Source organism: Candidatus Omnitrophota bacterium, assembly GCA_028717245.1.
In the GTDB taxonomy this organism is placed as follows: Bacteria; Omnitrophota; Gorgyraeia; order Gygaellales; family Profunditerraquicolaceae; genus JAGUYA01.
This window is the reverse complement of the sequence record JAQUOD010000002.1, coordinates 206,523-227,959: the sequence shown is the minus strand read 5'-3', so window position 1 is coordinate 227,959 and position 21,437 is coordinate 206,523. Positions and strand designations below refer to the sequence as shown.

General features: G+C 42.7%; 8 protein-coding genes (1 of these 8 only partly in view). All 8 read right to left on the bottom strand.

What is annotated here, in order from left to right:
• Positions 1–43: 43 nt before the first annotated feature.
• On the bottom strand, positions 44–2,389 hold the full coding sequence (locus tag PHV44_02145) for a glycoside hydrolase family 2 TIM barrel-domain containing protein (GenBank protein MDD5592084.1): 2,346 nt from the start codon (positions 2,387–2,389) through the stop codon (positions 44–46).
• A 36-nt stretch (positions 2,390–2,425) separates the two neighbouring features.
• The gene (locus PHV44_02140) at positions 2,426–3,925 is read right to left on the bottom strand and encodes an MFS transporter (GenBank protein ID MDD5592083.1); all 1,500 of its coding nucleotides are present in this window, start codon (positions 3,923–3,925) and stop codon (positions 2,426–2,428) included.
• 92 nt (positions 3,926–4,017) lie between these two features.
• The gene (locus PHV44_02135) at positions 4,018–4,866 is read right to left on the bottom strand and encodes a carbohydrate ABC transporter permease (protein MDD5592082.1); all 849 of its coding nucleotides are present in this window, start codon (positions 4,864–4,866) and stop codon (positions 4,018–4,020) included.
• Positions 4,867–4,982: 116 nt separating this feature from the next.
• Positions 4,983–5,861: a sugar ABC transporter permease gene (locus tag PHV44_02130; protein ID MDD5592081.1), complete on the bottom strand. Its 879-nt coding sequence runs from the start codon at positions 5,859–5,861 to the stop codon at positions 4,983–4,985.
• A gap of 78 nt (positions 5,862–5,939) precedes the next feature.
• A complete protein-coding gene (locus PHV44_02125; protein MDD5592080.1) occupies positions 5,940–7,274 on the bottom strand; it encodes an extracellular solute-binding protein in 1,335 nt (444 codons plus the stop codon).
• A gap of 8 nt (positions 7,275–7,282) precedes the next feature.
• Positions 7,283–7,624, bottom strand: coding sequence for a PilZ domain-containing protein (locus tag PHV44_02120; GenBank protein MDD5592079.1), 342 nt, complete (start codon positions 7,622–7,624; stop codon positions 7,283–7,285).
• Positions 7,625–7,894: 270 nt separating this feature from the next.
• Positions 7,895–8,584, bottom strand: a complete 690-nt coding sequence (locus tag PHV44_02115; protein MDD5592078.1) for a PilZ domain-containing protein — start codon at positions 8,582–8,584, stop codon at positions 7,895–7,897.
• A 74-nt stretch (positions 8,585–8,658) separates the two neighbouring features.
• Positions 8,659–21,437 carry the 3' end of an SAM-dependent methyltransferase gene (locus PHV44_02110; GenBank protein ID MDD5592077.1) on the bottom strand. The gene runs 61,255 nt beyond the window's last position, so only the last 12,779 of its 74,034 coding nucleotides appear in the window; its start codon lies off the right edge, out of view — the gene reads right to left on this strand; it ends in the stop codon at positions 8,659–8,661.

Below are 21,437 nucleotides of genomic sequence, written 5' to 3'. Positions count from 1 at the left end.
TGTACCTGTCCCTTTTATCTATTTATGCTTCTTACCACCCCCCCTATCGCCTCCATAATTTCTTATACGTATAATATGACTGGCGTAACTGCCGCAAGAACGGGCTTAGCTTGCCGTCGCCCTGGCCGCTCAAACCCAGCCACTCCTCATGCATAAATCCGTCGGGAAAAGGGCCGGTGAAGAGGCCTTTGGTATCATGCAAAAAAGGCTCATAGGCCTTCCACCATTCATCCAGCCATTCAAAGACTACGCCACCTAAGGCATTTCCCGCGCCATGCTGAAAGGCCATATTATGCTCTATATCGCCCCAGGCCCCCTGATGATATCGCGCCTGCAAAAATTCCGCTTTGTCTAAGGCTTTACTCTCAGCATGAGCCGGGCAGCCGAATTCCGTAATAAATACCGCTTTATCCGCCTCTTCTTTTACCTGTTTCCAGATAAAACCAAAACCATATTCGCCCCGGTAGGCATTGGTGCCGAAGATATCAATATCGCATGAATTCTTGCCGAATTTATCTAAAAATAAGGTATCGCCGCTACAGATAGCTACCGGATGCTCAGGGTCAATCGCCTTGATTTGTTTGGCTACTTCATTGGCAAATTTAAAAAAGGCATCCGGCTCGGTATTGGCATTACAGGCAAACCCATAGACATTCTCATTACCTAATAACCAGAACAGAACGTATGGTTCATCCTTAAATTCCAAAACCATCTTGATGACGGATTCCAACATATTTTTTCTGTGTTCTTCGTTATTATAATCCGTACCCGGATACCAGCTCGCCCCGGAACCTAAGGCATATTTACCTAAAAAATCTCCCATAATCACCATAATACCGTAATTCTGATAAAGTTCACGCAGCAGCTCTTTATTTACCTTAAAAGGCTGCTGGTAGAGCCGGATAGTATTTACACCCATTTCCTTCATGAGATAAAAATCTCCGACGCTCGGCTCATTTGCATCCTGCAGGTTATTCCTGTTTTTGTCCACAAAGGCGTCATAAGGCCCGTCGATTTTGCCGTTTTGGTTAAAATCGTCTTCCATCCAGTTGGTCATTGTCCCTTCATCGGGAGACTCGCCTACTTTTGTCGGGGCGTAGGTAATACCTTTAATTATATAGGGCTTATTATTCACCATAAGCTGCCAGTCTCCGTTTTCATATTGGACCAGGTGCACTTTGCCTTCTCCCAGGCGCCGCTTGATATTCTTTGCCCCTGCGGGCAATGTTTTGGGTTTGAATTTCTCTAAAAAATTGACCTTTTCAAACCTGCCCGGATTGGTAATCACGATATCGTTAGAGATATCATTATCGTATCCGTTAATGATGCGGATATCCGCATCCACAAGCTTATAGCCTAAATTGGATTGGGTGCGCAGGAGAAAATTTATTTTGGAGATTGCCGCCTGCCCCACTGACCAGGGCGTATGCCAATAAGTCCAGCCGGTACTGCCCGGAAAATGCACCACAATAGCATAATAGCATTTAATGGCGTGTTTTATCAGGCCTGCCTTTTCTAAGATAATGCCGGTATAAAATAACTTTATCCCCATCGGCTCAGAAGTAGTGGCCCATTTTAAAAAAGCAGCTTCCAAATCCGGGGAATGCAAAAAATCCCAGTGGTTGCCTTCCAGCCTTTTTTCCTCGCGCGCCTTTTTAAATTCCGGGTCCCACCTGACTGAACTAGTATTCGGATAGATGCCTTCGCCTACTGCTTGGCTCAAACCTTCCTGGTCTTTTATTACATAGGCGTAATCCTTTGTCCCGATATTTTTAAACTCGCCGTATTTGGCGTAATCTACGAAGTCTTCCTTACCCGTATCGTATAGGGTTATAGTAGTAGAGATTTGGCTTATTTTGATTTTTTTATCTATCTCAATGGAGCCGATCTCTATCTTCTTTATGCTCTGGCCTGCTGCCTGCGCGACCTGCCAGTACCAGCCGCGCTGATCCCACGCCTGGGCATAAGAATATTTATCAATAATTAATTGAAAAATCTTCTTGGCTTCTCCAATCTTTTCCTGGCGCATCAGGCTTTCTGCCTGAATAAAATAAGCGGTGGCTACGTCATTTAAAACCGCTACCTGCCCGATTTCTTCTTTATTCTTAGGAAGCGCCCCTAAGGCTGCCTGTTGTTTATCGGCTTCTCCTTTATATAAATCAATACACTCCTGCGTATATCTAAAAGTCGCCTCTGTGTCTCTTTTACCGTGCGCCTCCCAGGCCTTGACGATGAGCTCGCCGGAAGAAGGGTTACTTAGCTCTTCAGCAAAACAACTGTAAGCTGTAAGCTGTAAGCTGTAAGCTGTAAGAAACAGCAACAAAAGAAACAAAATATTTTTTTTCTTGCTTAAAACTGATAGCTTATAGCTTAAAACTGAACTTATCATCCTACAATCGCTCCCATGGTTACTCCCTTGGATATATTAACCCTGTTCCCGTCTTTCGCCTCTACGCCTTTCTTCTTCTACCCGCATTTCTTCGCTTCGTCTTTCCCCTCTTCGCCGCTCTACCTGCGCACGAATTTCACATGCCTTAGCTTCTGAAATTTCAAAAGTCATAATAATGAAAATAGCAACTAAAGAGGTCACAATTGGAATTCCGATATCGCATATCCTCATCCAGAATAAAGCGCTGACCGTCTGGTTAGCGCCTAATGCGATATTGAAGCCGGTTACATTCAGGAGGATCCCGGAGAGAAGCGATGAAATCGCAAGTCCCAGTTTTACCATCCACCAGTAAATAGCGCCAAACAAACCTTCTCTGCGCGTGCCGGTCAAAAGTTCGTCAAAATCACAAACATCGGCAACCATGGAACTGACCAATGTGAAGAGCGATCCCAGGCCGAAGGCAATAAAGGGGGCTGCGATCAGCAGTAAGTATGGATGGTCGGGGTTATACCCTATCCATTTCAAAGCGTAACCGATGATGGAAATGGAAATGGTGATTAAAAAGGTTTTTCGCTTGCCGATCTTTGTGGAGAGCCATGTGGCCAAGTAAATGACGCAGAAAGTACAAACGGAACTAAGCGAGCCAAACCAACCAAGCAGTGTGCCGCCTTTGGAATAATCGCCATGATACACATAGAAGAAAATAACATAGGCTGAGAAGGCGGAGGCAAGCATAAATCCGTTAAAGATCAAGAATGTTACCGCGCACAGTTTAACAAACGGGCGGCATTGGAAAGCAATCACAGAACCGCGGAAGAAGTCTTTGGTAATATTCCAAGGGCCCTCTCCTCTTTTAGGTTTCGGTATGTCAGCGAAACGCTCTTTGATAAAAATTGCCGGAAGTATGCCGCCAACCACGATAAAGGCACCAAGGATTATTGAGAGGACTCGCGCCCCATGGACAATATCTACAAACATACTCTTATTGTCCATAATCTTGAAGAACCAGGGAGCGATTATCCAGGCAAATTGGCCGATAAAATTGCTGGCCGCCTGCAAGCGTGTGCGTTCATGATAATCAGGCGTCATTTCATACCCTAAGGCGATCCAGGGGATGGAAAAACAGGTAAATCCAAGAAAATAAAGGCTCTGGAATGCCGCGAAATACCAGAAATAGAAACTCTCGCTATGCCCCTTATATAGCTGGAACATCAATGCGAAAAGGATTCCCCCGATAATCGCTCCGAAGAATATAACAGGCCTGCGGCGTCCCCATCGGCTTCGGAAATTATCTGAAAAGTAGCCGGTAATGGGATCTGATATGGCGTCGATAAGGCGAGGGATGGCCCCCACCAGGCCCACTAAAGCGGGGTTCACGCCTAATCCGATGTTTAAAACAATGACCATCGCCCCAATAGCTGCGGACTGAATACTATTAACCAGCCCTCCTATGCTGTATATGGCTTTTTGAAAAACAGGGATGCGGTCTTCGCGGGCCGTAACATGGTGTTTTGGCTGACTAGTTGATTGTTCCATTGATAACCTCTCTCCTTTATTAGGTTTTACCTAATTAGTGACGATAAGTATGGGCATTATAACAAATATGCCTCGCGCATTAAACAATTTTTTCATTCAAATAACGCGCCGGAAGTTACTCCCTTAACAATATACTTCTGCATCAGGAGGTACACTATGATTATAGGCAGGGCCGTTATAGTCAAGCCAGCCATCAAAAGCGGGTAATCAGTCAAGAACTCTCCCCGAAACATCATCAACGCCCGTTGCAGGGGCATCAGGTTTTTATTCTCAAATATTATCAGGGCCAGCACGTATTCGTTCCAGACATTCAGGGCGTTAAAGACCACGACTACTGCCAATACCGGTTTTGCCAAAGGTAAAGCCACGTGCCACCAGATGCCGAATTTGGAGCACCCGTCTATCCTGGCCGCGTCTTCTAATTCGCGCGGAAGTTTATCAAAAAAGGTCTTTAAAAGGAAGATACTTGTGGATAACCCCACGCTCACCATGCACAGGATATAGCCCAAGGCGGTATTCCTTAAGTGCAATTTACTCAAGAGGACGTATAGGGGAACAAAACTTCCGGGTATGGGTATCATCATCGCCGCCATAAACATGAAGAAAAGAATATTCCTTCCCGGGAAACGCAAGCGGCTAAACGCGTAAGCGGCTAAAGAGGCGATAATAATTATGCCGATTACCACCGAGGCAGTGTAAATTATGCTGTTTAAGGCATACCTGCCGAACCCCCCTTCTTTCCAGGCAAGGAGATAATTTTCAAAATGAAACTGATGCGGGATTAAAGACATGTCTTTAAATACCGTCTCCTGGGTCTTCAGGCTTGAGGAAACCATCCATAACAAGGGAAATATGCAGCTTGCGGCAATGGTAATTAAAAAAAGATGGATGAATAAATTTATCATTACCTTCTTAGTCTTATAATACGCTATCGTCTTCATTTCATTTTGGCACCAGGTGCAGATCCAATCTTATACCGTCTGCGAAACCAATCGGGTACCAGGTACAAGCTTAAATTCAGAAACGGTACAATCTCAGTTTCGCACCAGGTGCGAGTTTATGCTTGGCGCGCCTTGCGCGAAAAACGGTACTGAATAAAAGAAATTGCCACCAGAATCAAACCGAAACTAATCCCCTGGGCACAGGCATAACCGAAACGCGATGAACCGCGCATTGCCCACAGGATCCTTAGCACCGGCACCTGCGTATGATATGCCGGGCCGCCGTCGGTCATGGCCGTAATCAGGACAAAAGCCTGCATGGTGCCTAAGACCGTGAGTATCCCTACCAATACTGCCACAGGCACCATTAAAGGAAGGGTAATCTTTTTAAAACAATGCCAGGCATTTGCTCCGTCTAAGCGCGCCGCCTCATAGAGTTCGCGCGGTATCGTCTGCAGGCCGGCTAAAAATATCAAAAATCCCCAGCCAAACCCCTTCCAGGAATGCACAATAGCCACGGTAGTAAGTGCGGTTCGGGGGTCAGAGAGCCAATTCCTGGCTAAATTCCCCAGGCCTAATTGCGTAAGCCAATGATTTAACAACCCATAGTTCCCGTCGAGCATCCACTGCCAGACCAGGCCTACCACTACCTCGGATAAAACCGGCGGGATAAAAAAGATGAGCCGGTAAAAATGCTTTAGTTTTATCTCGCGGTCACAGGCTAAGGCTAAAAGAAATGCCAGGGCATTTTGAAAAGTTAAAGCAATAAAAGTAATCCATCCGGCGTTAAGCATGGACTGCCACCAGATCTTATCTTCAAAGAATATCTCCTTAAAATTCGCCAGGCCCACAAAGACCTTGGTGGGGAGTATACCGTCCCATTCATACATCCCCAGTTGAAAGACCCAGATAAAAGGAATAATGTAAAAAATAACGAAGATTAATACCGCGGGCAAAACAAATAGATAATTTTCTAATGTGGACTTAATTCTCATCGTTATAGCGTTATAGGGTTATAGCGTTATTGCGTTCGAACGCTATAACGCAAAAACGCAAGTAACCCAATAACGAAATCATCGTTTCTTTTTTGCTAATTCTTTTTCTTTAATCTTCTGCGTTTCCTGCGCTACCTGTTCGGGGCTCTTCTCGCCGATAATTATTGACTGTATCCCTCTATTAAAGGTTTCTATAACCTGGGGTGACTCGGATACGCCCCAAGTATTCGGATGCGTGGCGTACTCCATATCATCGGCAAACTGCGCCAGGACAGGAGGAATCTCACTTAACGCCTCTTTATTTGCCGGGGGGTTGGAAGTAGTTTGCGCTAAATATGCCTGTTGGCTGCGGTCAGTAAGCCATTTTAAAAAATTTACTGCCTCTTCTTTATTTTTTGATTTAGCGCTTACCATAAATGAAGAACCGGCGCCTCCCCAGATACTCACCGGAAATTTTTCCGAGGCCTTTGGCAGGAGCATTGCGGCGTAATCCAGGCGCGGATTCATGGACTTATATACATTTACGCACCATGAACCGTTAAAGGCAAAGACCGCCCTTCCGTTAGCAAATAACTGCTCCGCGTTCTTATTGGCCATGGTCACCAATCCGTTATATAAAACCCCCGAATCCTGCATCTCCTTAAAAAGCGTTAATACCCTGACCCAATCGGGATCGGTATAGGGAATCTCACCTTTTATGGTGGCCAATACCTTGTCCTCGCCCATGATATTAAAAGCGTAATTGTTTGCTAAACAATCTATCATCCATATCTCTCCCCACCCGGAAACCAGGCCCTGCATCTTTGCCTCTTTTCCGCCCGATCCGCCACGATTTGTGGCGGATATCTTTTTTCCTATCTCCAGGAATTGCGCAAAAGTTTCCGGAGGCGCATTGGGGTTAAGCCCTAATTTCTTGAATAAATCCTTGTTATAGACCATCTGGATGGTCATAATATCTATGGGTACGCCGTAAATGCCGGGTTTGATGCCGTAGCTGTTACCGTCGGAGAATCCGTTTACTGCCAGGGCCTTACTGAAAAAAGTATTACGCCATTTAGCGCTGTCTGCATCCATATAGGAGGTCAGGCCCAAGACATGGCCCGCCTTTATAAAGGACGCGAAATCCCGCGTCTCGCCCAGCACGCCAAAAATATCAGGAAGGTTTTGCCCCTGGGCAGCAGCGCGCACCTTCTGCGCGTAGGCATCCGATGGCGCGTAGAGTTCAAAATTTACTTTTACGCCGGAAGAAGCCTCATATCTTTTGGCCAACTCCTGGAAGGCTTCTTCTCTGTCGGTCATCCAATGCCAGACAGTCAAGGTGGTTTGGTATTTATCCGACTGCTGCGGCACGCAACCGGCGAGGCATAAAAAAGAACAAAAAACAAATAAAAACGCGCAACAAATCCTTTTCATTAACAAACTCAATTAAACCTATCCTCTGCTTGTTTCCGCATCCATAATACGCGCGCCAGGCCCATGAGTTCGGCTTTTTCCAAACGTATGCCTACGCGCTGCTGCCCTGCATCGGAAGAGGCCTGTGACCAGACCACATTCCCCCGGGTATACAGCGGCTCATGTTGGTCAGGAATGTCCAACCAAATCTCTAAAGGCGTCCTGGACGATAAGTTTTCTTGAGTAACTAAACCCAAGCCATTAGCGCTAATGTCCACCGTCTCTGCCCGGCCCTCTATCCCGCGAGTGGGGTCTAAGAATCTTACAGGAAAACTGGTATTTATCCGGGCGAACACCCTGCGGTCCTCCATATTTCTCTCCTTCCTTTCTCCGTGGCTTTATTCCTTTAAAAATTTATTTTAACACAAACCCTAAATTTATACAATAAATAAAAAGGCCGCGTTTCTTTGGATCTTTTCAAGTCCAATTTCAACCGTGGCCCTGATTTTTAAATCTTTTAAAAAACTCTTATGAAAAAAACGTTTTCTTGTTATCTTTGTCATAAGTATATAATATAATTAAAGTTCTGTCAAGTTAAAAAACTGGCTTTTCTTCTCTTAACATAGCCAGAGCCCTAAAAATTATGACCTTAATATCCGCGCTATACCCATTAAGTCCGCCCTTTCTAAATTAACTCCTACCCTGTATTTATCGGGCCCCAATAGCTTAGACCAGGCCACTTCTCCCCGGGTATAAAGCGGCTCGCGGTGGTCAGGGATATCCAGCCACATCTCTAAAGGCGTTTGCGGGCTAAGCTCTTTATCTGTCATTAGCCCAATCCCTTTAGCGCTGATATCCTGTGTCTGCGCCTGGCTCTCTTTATTTACGCTTAAGTCGATGAATCTTAAAGGTAAACTCGCGGGAAACCTCTCAAAAATCCTCTTGTCTTGCATAGTCTCGCCTCCTGTATTAACTGCTGTTTTTTGTCCCCATCTTTTAACCACCTCCTCAGGGAAATATTTATAGAGAAATTTATAGATTTCCCCCCTGTTTTCTTCATTTATCTGAGTAAAACGAAGGCCGTAGACATTAAAATCATCTCTCCTTTTATGCCAAACTACCCATGCCTCTATATCTAAAGTAGCCTCTTCAGATAAAACCAGGTTAAACTTTAAAAATGTATCTTCCGGCAACTTCATACGGAGAGAAATCTGCAGGCCCGTAAAATTGATATCCTTAATAAAACATTGGATAAAGGCATAGGCGCCCTCTAATTTCACCTTTGCCTGTTGATTTATCTGCCAGCGGATACTGCGTCTTCTATCTTTCACCTTTTTCTGCCCTTTAATTAAACGGGGTATCCCCGTCGGGAAACGTCCCCGTTCTTCTGCATAGTTTTTACCAACTACTTATAAATAAAACCATCCCATCCAGGCGAACGCTGTTGCCTTGTAAACGGTTCCTGTTTGCCCGGAATAGTAACTACATTGCCAAGAGTGCCCTTTCTTTTCTTCTTCAAAGCGTCAATCTTACGCCTATAGAGTGCCCAAATATTACTTGAGCTCCCCGCAGCTGTAATCAATTCAATTATATTCCTCAGGGCATGTTTCTTTAAATTATCATCCTGCTCAAGCAACCATAACGCGTCTTCAATCAATTCTTGATGCCAGCTATCGCTCTTTACAAAATCGCTCTCTGCTGCTTCGGCCAACGCTTCTTTTATCAACTTACTGCTATCTTTTGTTAACATCTTACCGCCCGGATTTTCCTTGGGAATGAACGCGGAAATCTTTCTCTCAACCGCTAAAGATGCCACTATACAGTAGATTAAGAACAACCTGTTACGACTATCTACCGGCTGAAGTTCATAAAGAATATCCATCAACGCTTTTCTATTTATCTGTCCTGCCTTAACCAGACCCGCTATTTTACGCGCAAGCTCTTGTTGTATCGCCTTCGCCTCGTCATATTTAGGGCTGCGTATCAAAGACAAGGCATAATAAAGATACGCCCTAACCAGCGGGTCAGCATTATCGCACAGATTAGCTATCTGCCCTGGGCTTCCGTCTTTATTCAAAAACTCTGTCCACAACATCGCTAACCGGAATAAAATTGCCTTCTTTTCCTTATAAGAAATATTTTTATCCATCACAAATCCCATCAGTTTATCCTGATTGTCTTCTTGTAAATAAGGCATCAACTCTGCCTGAACGCTGAATACAGTCTGAGAAAACTCTTCCTTACTAAGCAGGCATTTAATAAACAGCATAGTATTGCGCGGCAAGTCAAACGAACGGTTAAAGTATATAAAATCAATGGCTGAATCTACTATCTGCCTAAGCTGCGCCCTTATGGCATTACTTATATCCTTGCGCGCGCATAAATCATAAAAAGCGACGGCTCCTGACATTGACTCCAGAAACACAGGGATTTCATTTTCAGATAAGGTATCCAGGAATCGTTTTACTAAATCATCCGTCTTTAGAAAAAGGCCTCCCAGAATCTCATCGCGCATGCCAAGTTTTACCTCTCTGCTGGCAGGAAGCGTAAAGATATGGTTTATTTTTTTGATGTCCCTGTCAATTATGGATTTTATTATTTCTTGCGCCTGAGCTTTAAATTCCTCTGCGACCTTTTTGTCTATATCCTGCCGGCCGTAAACTTTTTGCATGACTTCAAGCAAACAATAGAAATAATCTGGCCTGCCTTCTTTGGCCTCCAGAATTTTATCTATTATAAAATCTTTCCTGATACGGATATAATTATTTAAGACTTGTGCGTTGCTGCACCGTTGCAGCATAAACTCTAACAACGCTCCTTCATCTTCAGGCTCAACTTCAAGTAGTACCCGTAATTCTGCCGACGATTCCTCTAATTTACCCTCCGCGCTTAATCTCTCTACGCAAGCCAAATGACCCCCTATCTTTTGTTTTCTATCTGCCTCTTTCTTTTCCCTTTCTTTTTCTTCGTAGAAACCCTTAAGTTCATCACCTCTTATTTTCCGTATTAATTCTTTTACTTCTCTAGGGATGCCGGAATCAACGAGGTATGAATCTATTGTATTTAAATCTAAGCCCCTAATCCTTCTATTCAGTTCTTCACAAAATGATTTTTCATTTCTTTCCGAATCAAGAAAAGGGTCCATATACCAGTTAGCCAGCTTAAAAAAATCAACCCGCGCTAACGCGCCTTTACCGATCAATTCTTCTATTCTGGGAAATACCATATTCCTGCCCACGCCCTCGAACCATCTCTGGCTTAAATATAATTCAATTAATTCGTTGAGGGAAATTATATTATTTAAATCGCCCCTGATTTGATTGTACAACAAGGCGCGCAGGCCTTTATACTTACGAATATTCTTATCGTGGAGCAGGACGTGTAATTCGACGATCCCTGCAGCGCCCTTATATTCGGGTAATCGCCTTTTAACCGCCGTTATCATTACGCCGGTTATCATATTTCCTGTTCCCGCGTTATCTTGCCAAAATTCGTCGGCAAGTAAAAGCATAATATCCTTTAAGCTCACGCTCGGACGCTTAAAATAATTACTTATTCCTCCGATTATCCACCTGTTTACGCCTTGGTGTAAATCCGGCCTTGTAATTAAATCGTAGAGTTGTTTTAAGGCAACATTGCCTTGCTCTGCTGCCATTTCTTCGCTAATCTCATAAGCCTCTCTTTGAAATCCCGTAAACCCATCGGACGCCAATCCTCTTTCAAGCAAAACGGAAATCTGCCTTAACCTATCAACTCCCGTGGCCTTGATTTTTGTAACCGGTTTGGCTTGCTTGGGAGTAATTTTTCTTCCCTCTGCTGAATTCTCTACAACCACTGCCTGCGCAGATACAGATCTTTCTTTAACTGGCGCTTTAGAAACAGCTTCTTGCACATCTGTAAATCTCACCACATTCTTAAGCCGGGCTTCGATATCGTCTTCCTCTCTTCTTTTTTTATTCTTTGGCCTCTTTCTGTGGTTTTCTCCTTCTTCTCCTTCAAAATCATCATATCCCATTATAGGTAAGTTTGCTATTGCCAGAAGAGGTAAAGAGATTAAAGGATTTCCGGAGATACCCAATTTAAAAATATCCGGGAAAAATAAATTTAATCCCCAGGCGCTAAAATAAGCATAAAAGATATGTTTAGGGATATTGCCTAACATACAAAAGATAAAGTATTTCCAAAAAGGGTACTTTGCGCTACCGGCTATTGCTCCGACAGTATCAGATACACCCGGAATAGGAAAAAAGTAACTAATAAAAATAGACAGGTTTGGCCGTTTCTCTACCCAGTTATTTATTTTTTTGTATATTAGCAAACCCTGTATCCAATTCATCAGTTTTTGGTAGATACGATTTCCATTAATTATGGATTTACCGCTATAACCAAAACCATAACTTGTAATCTGTCCGATAGTCGCCCCTATGCCAACCACGATACCAATCCAAAAAGGGTTAAACACAGTTGCTAAAGCACCTGTTGCTACAATGCCTGGAACAGGGAAAAATACCGTCAGGTTAGTGAGTATTGAGATACAGAACGCCACAAAATAGCCATAGGCTCCTAATTCTCCTATCTTATCTCGGAAGAAATAGAGAGGAATAAATATGCCGATTGTAAAAAAGAATATTAATATATCTAAATAAAGGACTGGCTTTATTTGTATGAATCTATCCTTTATCTTACTAACTATATTTTGAATCTTTACTACAGCGCTAGTAACCATTGTTTTGATTACAGGCAGCCACGCGGGTATGAAAGGAGCAGAGGGAAATACCGCCACGCCCAAAAATATAATAAGGGGCATAAGGGAAGGGATAAGAAGCGAAAATATGAAGGGATTGAAACATAAGGCCGTATTTTTTGTATCTATATGCGGGGATTTGTTCTTTTCTACTTCAATATAGGTATATTTTTGGGCGCGCTTCGTATCTTCCGGCAAAAACATAGTTGAAGGAGAAACCGAGATTTTCCAACCGCGGTTTTTATTAATTGCGTATTCCAATAAGGATGTATTTACAGGTGTAGCCAGCGTAGGGCCAAAACTCATCGGGCCGGCAAGGGGGTTATTTAATGCATCCGGCGAAGTCAATTCAAATATCCAAATCATCCCTCTTTTTTCATCTAATAAATCAAGCGACTTTGTTAAGCTCTCTAACGCCTGATTATTAATTATGAACCGGCAATTATCTTTACCTTGCGTTATCCATGCTATGTAATCACCCCAGCTATTACTCCGAGGATCAAATTCTTTATATACCTCTTCATAATTCAACGCATACCAGAAAGACGGGTTGAGTTTTGAAAGCGCCTGTATATCATTTTTTACCAGCATCTCTGTGAATTCTTCGGCTGAAACGTCCTTTCCCTCCCGGGTTTTAATACGTATGTCTTTATTCAGATACGCCCTTACGCACATCTCGTAAAAACGGCCCTCTTTCTTCGCAATCACTTTTGCCGGCAATACGCAATAGAGATAGCTATTTATCAATAATAGAGTCCTGCCCCGATAAGCCTGGGGAGGGTTTACGGCATCCATTACGGAAAATTCTATCTTCTCTTTATGCTGGGGGTACCATTCTGCCTGCCGTATATTCTCTAACATCTTAAGGGATATATCGCCTATTACATAAGTTACCCTCCCGTAAAAATCCGTCCCTCCCTGCTGTTTTACTTTTTCTGCGCTTAGCCGTTTTAGGGCGCCCAGGAACTTTTCCGGAAAATCGGCATTCCCCACGCCCCATTCTTGAACAATAATCCTCCCGGGTAAATCGCCTCTATTTTCTAATTCGCAAAGATACTTAGAGAATTTATCCGCGCAGGCAGAAGCAAAACTGTGATAAACATATAAACCGTTGGGTACCTTTCTCAAGTGCGTGGGTAATTCAGGGAAAAACGAAGTATCTGCGTACGGGTCTTTAAAAGAATCCTTCCCCATTAACTGCCAATATAAATTGCTTATCTTCCAGAGAAAGCTTTCATCCAAAGGCACAAAACCCTCCAATGCCGCTTTGGTATTGTCAATCGGAGCGAAATCACAGCTATCTTTATTAATGCACTGATTCAATACCTCGGAAATCTTTTTGGCGAAAATAACGTTCTCCTGCGAAGAATAGCCTGCTTTTTCTTTAAATGCGGCTATATTAATCAACATCTCCCTTGGCCCGTTCTCCCCATATTTACGCAAGGTAATCTCTGATTCCATAATCCTGTTCTCAATTGCATTTACGTTATCCAAAAATATAATTTCTAAATTCAGGCTCTCCTGATTTATTCCGGAAAGCTGCCCGGCAATGGTTATAAGATATGGGGCAACATTGTCTGCTTCCAGAATTCGTTCGTCGATATTAATCTTTACTTTAGGATTCTCTTTCATAAATGTATCCAAACAAAAGCGGTTAAGCGCATAGCGGCTTTCCCGGTTAAGGAATGAATTTACCAGAATATCTAATAAAGTTTCGCGTTCTGGTTTTGCAAGCCCCTGCCCCACATCTTGCAGGACTTCAGCAAAATTATTATTCGGCCTTCCTTCAATTACATACCAGAGAATAGTAAGCGCCCTTCTTGCTTCTGTGCGTACTGATTTATCATCGTCCTGCATAACTCTTTTTAATAATAAAAGTGTCTTTTCTTTATCCGTGTATTCGTCTGAGCGCAGCAAAGTACTTATGGCTTTGCTTCTAATTTCTGCATCAGGGCTATCTAAATCGCTGCGTATATCCTCGGCTTTCCTAAATACTCTCACCGTCTCGGGAATTCCGGGGTAATCTTTTCTTTCAAATCCCGGGAGGGAAAGCGTATCAAGCCCTCTGTAAATAATCAACAGGGTATCCGGCCTCATTTCTTGCTTAATCTTTTGCATAAGCGCATCCTGGGCTTTATTTTCATTGCCATAACCTGCGCCATTCCAATAATAGTAAATTATGTCGTATTGGCTTAAATCTTCCTGCATAAAATCGCCCTGCCTTAAGTCAACGCGGCTGGTATCAACGAGTTTCTTCAATTCTTTGTTATCTAAGAGGCCATTACCAATACCAATTAAATGGTTTTCCCATTCTATGCCTACTCCCCGAAGGCCGGCTACTGCCATAGCAAACACTGCGTGGCCAACGCCTGCGCCTAAATCAATGCCTCTTTTACCCTCAAGGCCTATTACCTGACAGGCCTTGACCACATCAGAAATATCCGATTCGTAGAAAAGCCCCTTTGTTCCTTCATGTTTAATGGGAGTATTTAATCCTTCCTGCCGTAAGTTTTCATTAAGCAGTTTTTCTATTTTTAATGCCCTGGATATCTTCTCAAAAGGTGCCAGCTGTGTTGTCGCTATGCTGCCATAGCCTAAATTTCCATCCCCTACAATCTCTTGGGCTACCCTTTCTATTCTTTGTTGTAACTGCTCATCGAGAACCCAGCTTGTCCTTCCCTGGTCCATAAAATTGTACTCGCTTAATTTCTGATAATCCCTGCAGATTATCCTGCCTTCTAAGCCGCTATAGAACAATCCCAGGACAGGATAAACAAAAAGCCATGGGTTATTATTGCGATAAATTATAAGCATCTGATGGTAACGTTTCCCGCCATCATCAAAATAAGGGCATAACCTTACCTCCATCCTATTGGCGCTCTTGTTATCTATAGGAATCCCAAATTTATCTGCCAGGACTAAACCCGTAATTCTGGAAGAAATAAGACAAAGCCTGTTATCATCTGAAAATTCAGCTCTCATTAATTTAAAAAATCTGGGGGCAATATCATCTAGGTAAACCTCTATTCTATTCTTAGCTAGCAGAGACGGCAGCGGGGACGGTTCCTGATATATGTCATTCGAATGATGCTGCCGTGTCTTTCTTTTCTCAACCTCTATCCCACCTGCGGGGAGGGAGGGGATTTCGGGCTTTTTAGGCCTTAATAAACGAACTTTTTCATATCCAAAGGCATAACCCATTTTTTCAAAATTCCTGATTTGCCCCATTTTTGCCTCATCTATCTCTTCAAGATAAGTGTGGCTAAATGAAGCTTCGCTATCCAGAAACAGCATAGCTTCCGGATCAAAGGAGTTGGTAATTATGTCTTTGATCTGAAGAGGTAAAACCACGCCGTCGCTGGCTTTAAAAATAAAAGAATCTAATCCTTCTTTTATAAGGTTGAGCAGAGCCTGAGGGTAGGCTTCTATATTCCTGGCGTCAAAACTAAAATAAATTATGCTTTTTTGCATCGATTCGCCCGGGAGGATAAAACTAATCTTATTGGCATTAAGGGCGGTATCAAAACTTATTTCTATATCTTGGGCTCCCATCATTTCCAATTCCCAAAGAAAATATTCTTTAGCGCCTACGCGCCTTAATACTGCGCCTTCAACTGATTGGACTGAAGAAGCAAAATTCGCATAATACCTGTCTTTGATATACACGGCTTTATATAAATCCGCCTCTTCTTTAGATAGTGTTATTAAAGGCTCAAAAGGAAGCCTATCCACACAAATAGTTTCTAGGGCCTGCGATACCATTTGGCTGGTTGAATAATCTCCGCCTAAGGCAATATAAAGGCACCTCCTCCTTTGATTCTTTACCGGTAACATAGCTCTTATTGCCTGAATATACCCCACTTTATTAGGGCTCATAAAATCATGGGCGAGAATATAGGAAAAAATTGAATCTGACCCTGTTTTTCCAGAATTACTGTTTTGCCCCTGAAGAGTTGCCAGATCTCGAGGATCATATGTTCCGGGGCCTAAGGCAGGGTTAAGGGTTTTTTTGTTAATCGTGCCTTGCGGCAGGGTGTTATTTCCTGATATGCTCTCTTTTTGTCCGGCTTGTTTGATTGCGCTACTCTGTTGCAATAAACTGAATACATTTTCTGGTTTTTTAGAGATAAAATTAAGTACTACCATTCTTCGGCCATCAGGTTTAATACAACACAGTTCTCGGCCGTTCTCTAATATGGTTAACCCTATATTCTCTTGAAAAATCGACGCATTAGAGTATGGATCAAATTCTACTATTGCCCAATCCCCGAAATTAATTTCTACGTCTTTAGTATCAATTTGCGTATAAGGTTCCTTTATTGGCCGTAAGCCTTCGGCAAATGAACTATATTCCTTTACAAGGTACTTTGCTAAATATCTCGGTAAACCATACTTTCTTTCGTCTCTACCAGAAAAACATCCGATGGCATTCAATGGTAATGTAATCCACATTTTAGTGTTAGCAGGGCATTCGCTAACCCCTGATATAATCTCTCTCGCCTGATTTGCAATGCAAGCTTCCAATTGCCCTCCAAAAACTAACCAGTGATAAGCTGGATAGGAATTTGAAGCAAACTCGTAAGGTTCAAAGCGTTCTTTCTTAATAAATTTTTTATTGTCTTTATTATCTGGCATCAGCAATATGCCGGATGCGCGGATAGCTTTAACTAAAACGTCTGCGTCTATTTTTTCTGGTAAACCTAAATTACAAAAATCATCGATAAATATCGCGGCGTTAATCCGCGGCTCAAGGAATAAAGGCCTTTGCTTGGCCGGGATTTTTCTCCTGGCGAATAAACTCATTTCTTCAAGAGATACTACGGAAGGTATCTTGTATTCATACTGTTCATCAGTGCCTTCTTTCTGCTGTATTAGCATTTTAACGCTATTGCCACCAAGAAAATCTTTTTTAAAACTCCTTATGTCATCTTCGACCTGGCCTCTTATTCCCTCTTGCAAACCTTCAGGAGCCTTCGCCTGAGGGTACTCTCTTTTAAGGCGGCGGGCTACTATCCTGCTCTTCGATTCCTCATCATGAGACAAATTGGTTATCCCTGACTCAAGATTCCCCTGAACACCATAGAATTTTAATTTCAATCCCGCATTTTCGCCGGTTTCTACCAAAGAGGTAAAATCTACACCTACGGTAATATCGCATTTTCCCGGTAAATGATAAGGATTGGCATCGAAGATATCGCGTACAGATACAGGGCCATACATCATTATCGGATGCTTTATGTATTCTGGATTCAAGAGTCCCTGCGTACTTGCTCCGTAATCTATAGTCAGGATATAACCTTTATCTAAAATTCCTGCTGCGGACTGAATAAACCTAACCGCATCCGGGCTAAGATAAGCAGTAACTGCTTTTGCTTCCTTGGCTATAGCAAAAGATAGCTCCCTTCTGTTCTTATGGACATAATCGAATAATTCAGGGAAGTATTTAATATCCAAATACGCCTCAACAAAATCTATCTGGGTATCAAAGCTATCTTCCAACTGTCTATATTCTTGCTTGCTTAATTCTGCCTTAATCTTTAAGAAATCGCTTTTAGATATATAAAGTTTCCCTTTCTTGTTAGGGAGATAAAAATCCTTCTTCAATTGTTCGTTTCTCATTGCTAAATCCAATTCTCGGATTATGCCTCTTTTGCTTAATTCCTTGGCGAGCTCAACGCTGATTAAAGGAATGGCTAAGGGAGTCTTTGTTGCGCCGTCTGGTTCAAATCTAACCTTATAAACAGCGAAATTATCCATCAGTTCATTAGAAAGGATTAATCCTTTAATAGGTTTTTTGATAAGCTTAGCTACATCGCGGGCATCCCCTTCTATAACCCGAAATTTCGGACTGAATTTTGCGTTTTTCTCTTTCTGCCTTTTTACTAATTTCGGCGAACGCTCTAAACTAATATATACGAGCTGCCGGTAGAAAATATTCCAAAGCTCATCCGATTTTGCCAACTCTTCGGCGTGGGATAATAAATCATAGGATAAATCTGCTTCGCCTGCGCCAGATTCTACTATTGTAAATTCCTCTGCCTCGCTTATAGTCTTTGCAGCCAGCATGCCTTTCCACATCTTAAAAGCCTGTTCGCAGACTAACTCTCCGAATACAGGAGAAAGTATTTTAGGGTAGGTCTCGAAATCTTTGCCTCGCGTAAACTGCACCCTTCCTGAGCCATAAAATCCCCAGCCAGGATTATATAACGCAGCGTCCATATATTCCTTAAAACTAAAGGAGTCCTTGCTGGCGTCTTCTGCCATAGCATCAGGAATAGGCACTTCTTCTATTTCTATCCTTGAGCGGCTGCTTAACGCTGCATCCTTACGGTCTTTTTCTATAACAGAAGGTAGTTGAACATCATCTAGGGTAACAGCAGTACTTGGCCTTTGACCTAACCCTATTTCTGTCGGCTTTTTAAATTCCGCTATCTCCAAACCAGCGGCTCCTACGCGGGGGGCTAATGGAGATAATTCTGATGGCTTATAGATAATAGAGATTGCCCTACTGCCTTCAATGCGATATCTCAAAACTTTAAGGCCTGCGCCTTCAGCTAATTTATTAAGTTCCATCCCATACTTTAACTTCAAATCTTCTAAATCTGCGGAAAAATCTGCGATAACCAAATAACCATCGGGTTTCAATATCCGGGCTATTTGCATTATTAACCATACCGGATCTATGGGTTGAGCTTTATAAAAACTATTTTCTCTGGTCATAATTCCAAAGGTATCAATAACAGCTATCACATCAAAAGAATTATCTTTTATCAAAGGCAGGATATTTTCAGCCTGTCCGACAATATCATTTATCGTATCGGCATTAGCATGCCTATCTAAATCTATGCCCCAAGGCTCAAGCCCAAATTTAATAGCAAAACCCGGGGAAGATAGATTCCCGCCGTGGCCTATTTCAAGGAACATACCTTCAGTTGGGAAAGGTTTATTCTGAATGGCTTCTTTAAACTCCCTTGCGATATTCTGATATTTAGAGTCCATCAATCTTAATGAAGGTTCTGTCTTTGGATAAAACCGGGCTGAAGGCGGCAAGGGTTCTTTAAAGACCTTTGCTATAGGAGCATTATGCGGAGTAATTCTTTCCGGATAATTATAGTTTTTAATAACGGGCTTTGCCACTGTATCATCTGCCTTTATTTCGTTACTATTGAGTATCTTGTCAATCCTGGCCCTATTCAATTTTTCACTCCTTTTATCAATCTCTTCCACCACTACCTTTTTTATCACAAATAAAAACATAAGCAAAAGTATAACTATCACCGGATCGATCTCGCTCGCAGATAATTCTAAAGAAGGCATAGCAAAACCAGCCATCCTGGCAAAATAAAGAGTCAACACAAGCGGAGGAATCATATTCCTTGCATGCGCTTCTGAGGACGTCCCATTTGGGGACACCCCTTGTACAGGCAAAACCGGATTATCTGCCGGTGGAATATTGTCATTTACTTTTTCTGGATAAAACATATGGATGTTCATATCTAAAGTCTCGGGGTGGCCGGGGAGGCTGTTTTTGGTTATCCTTCCGATATGGGCTCCCAGGCGCATATGCAGGCCGGCTATTATCTGGTCTTCATATCTGGAGGAACCATTGATGAAGTCACGCAGAAGTTTTCCAAATTCTTCAATCACGTCCGGCTGGGCAAGGCGGGAATAATCAAAATCATCATAAGTTTTCAGGAAGCCTTCGAGGTCTTTAGGGGAGTGTTTGTCAATTTCTTCTAAGAGGGGGGAAATAACGTTAACAAAATTGGCATAAGGGCTATCATCCACGCCATCTGACCTTGCCAGGCGTTTGGATTCCTTAAGCCAGAGCAAAAACGGGCTCATACCGTTGGGCATTGCTGCATATTTTGCGAATGAATCTTTAACCACTCCTTTGGGGTTTAGCGTTGTAGTCATAAGGTAACGTATCATTATGTTAAGGCCAGAAAGGTTTTTTGCTTTAGCTTCAGGAAGGGCCTTTGCCCGCTCCTGCAGAAGGGCATCTTTAAACTTTCCTGCATCCCGTGCGCGGCTGGCAGCATCTGGCCTCATTAATCCCTGCTCATCGGTATACTTATCCGTAGCCTGGATTAAAGCATCAGATATGCCTTTTACTTTAATTTCCGGAGAAACAGCGATAGCAAAATCAATCAACCAAAAGCTATGGGGCTGCGCTGTGAAATTACTCTCGTGCTTTGAGGCATCAATATAAGTAGCCGGAAGAACAATTTCTCCTTTTTCATTGATAACCCTCTTTATTGCGGTCAGGACCGCTCCGGCGAATTCCCATTCTTCCCTAACTTTAACCAAAGCCACAAACACCCGATTATCCCGAAGGATCCTCTCCATTTCATTGTCAAGCTCGGGGAAAGAGCTATGTATGAGAGAGATTATATCTTGGCGGTATTTAGGGGTTGCCTCTATCACCTCTATTGAGCTGGCAGGATTAGGCCTTGTTTCCTTTACCGGCTGCTCACTTTCAGGAACTGTTTTGCCATACTGCTCGGCTTCTGTATTTGCTTTGCCTCCCAAATTGCCTTCTTCCTTGTCTCTAAATGAGAGTAAATAATACAGCATTCTCTCAAGGTCTTCTTCCCATTCATCAAACTCATGCTTGACTGATAAATACCCCCCGGCAAATGGCCAGATAAATAAACTATTATGCAAATTTTTCGACTTGTCCTTTTCAGTCCAAATAAGAGTAAGAATTTCTTTAGTCATTTCACTGCTGGGTATTCTGGTTGAATGGATACCTAATCCTCTTAATTCTGCTTCGGAAAATTCATATTTTTGCGTTAACTCACGGGCTAACTCTTTATCAAATATGTCAACCCACTCAAAATCTATTCTTCTTACTTCCATCGTTTCAGTATTAACGATAAAATTTGCGGGGTGCGAATCCGAAGCGATTACGCCTGCCTTATGTAGTCCAGCTAGAAGGCTTCCGGTTTTTCTTGAGATCTCCTTAAAATTCTCCGGGCTTAACCTTCCTTCTGCGCCGTTTAAAGTAATTCCAAAGTCTTCAGTTTCATGTTCTAGAATAGAATCATCGCCTTCTTTAATCAAGACCTCAATATTATGTTGATTCTTTAGTTGGTTCAGTAAATCATGGCTTAACCTGATAACTTTCTTTTCAAAAGGGGTTTTCCCTTCTAATTCCAAATTCGCAATATCTCTGGGGACGATTATCCTTTTTATCGGTACCGCAAAATCAATGTTTTTCACTAGCATCAGGAAGAAACAAGGAATTCTATCTCTAATTGCATCTCTAATAATCTGGCTTTTATAGATTTTCTTGCCTGGCGCTCTGCCGCTGCTTCTTGTTATTCCATCCTCAAATTTATGCTTGGCTCTTGTGCTGCCCCTAAATAGATCCCCGTCAGGAACTGGTCCGTAATATTGCTCCCGAGGTTCACGACCGGTAACCAACTCTATTCCTG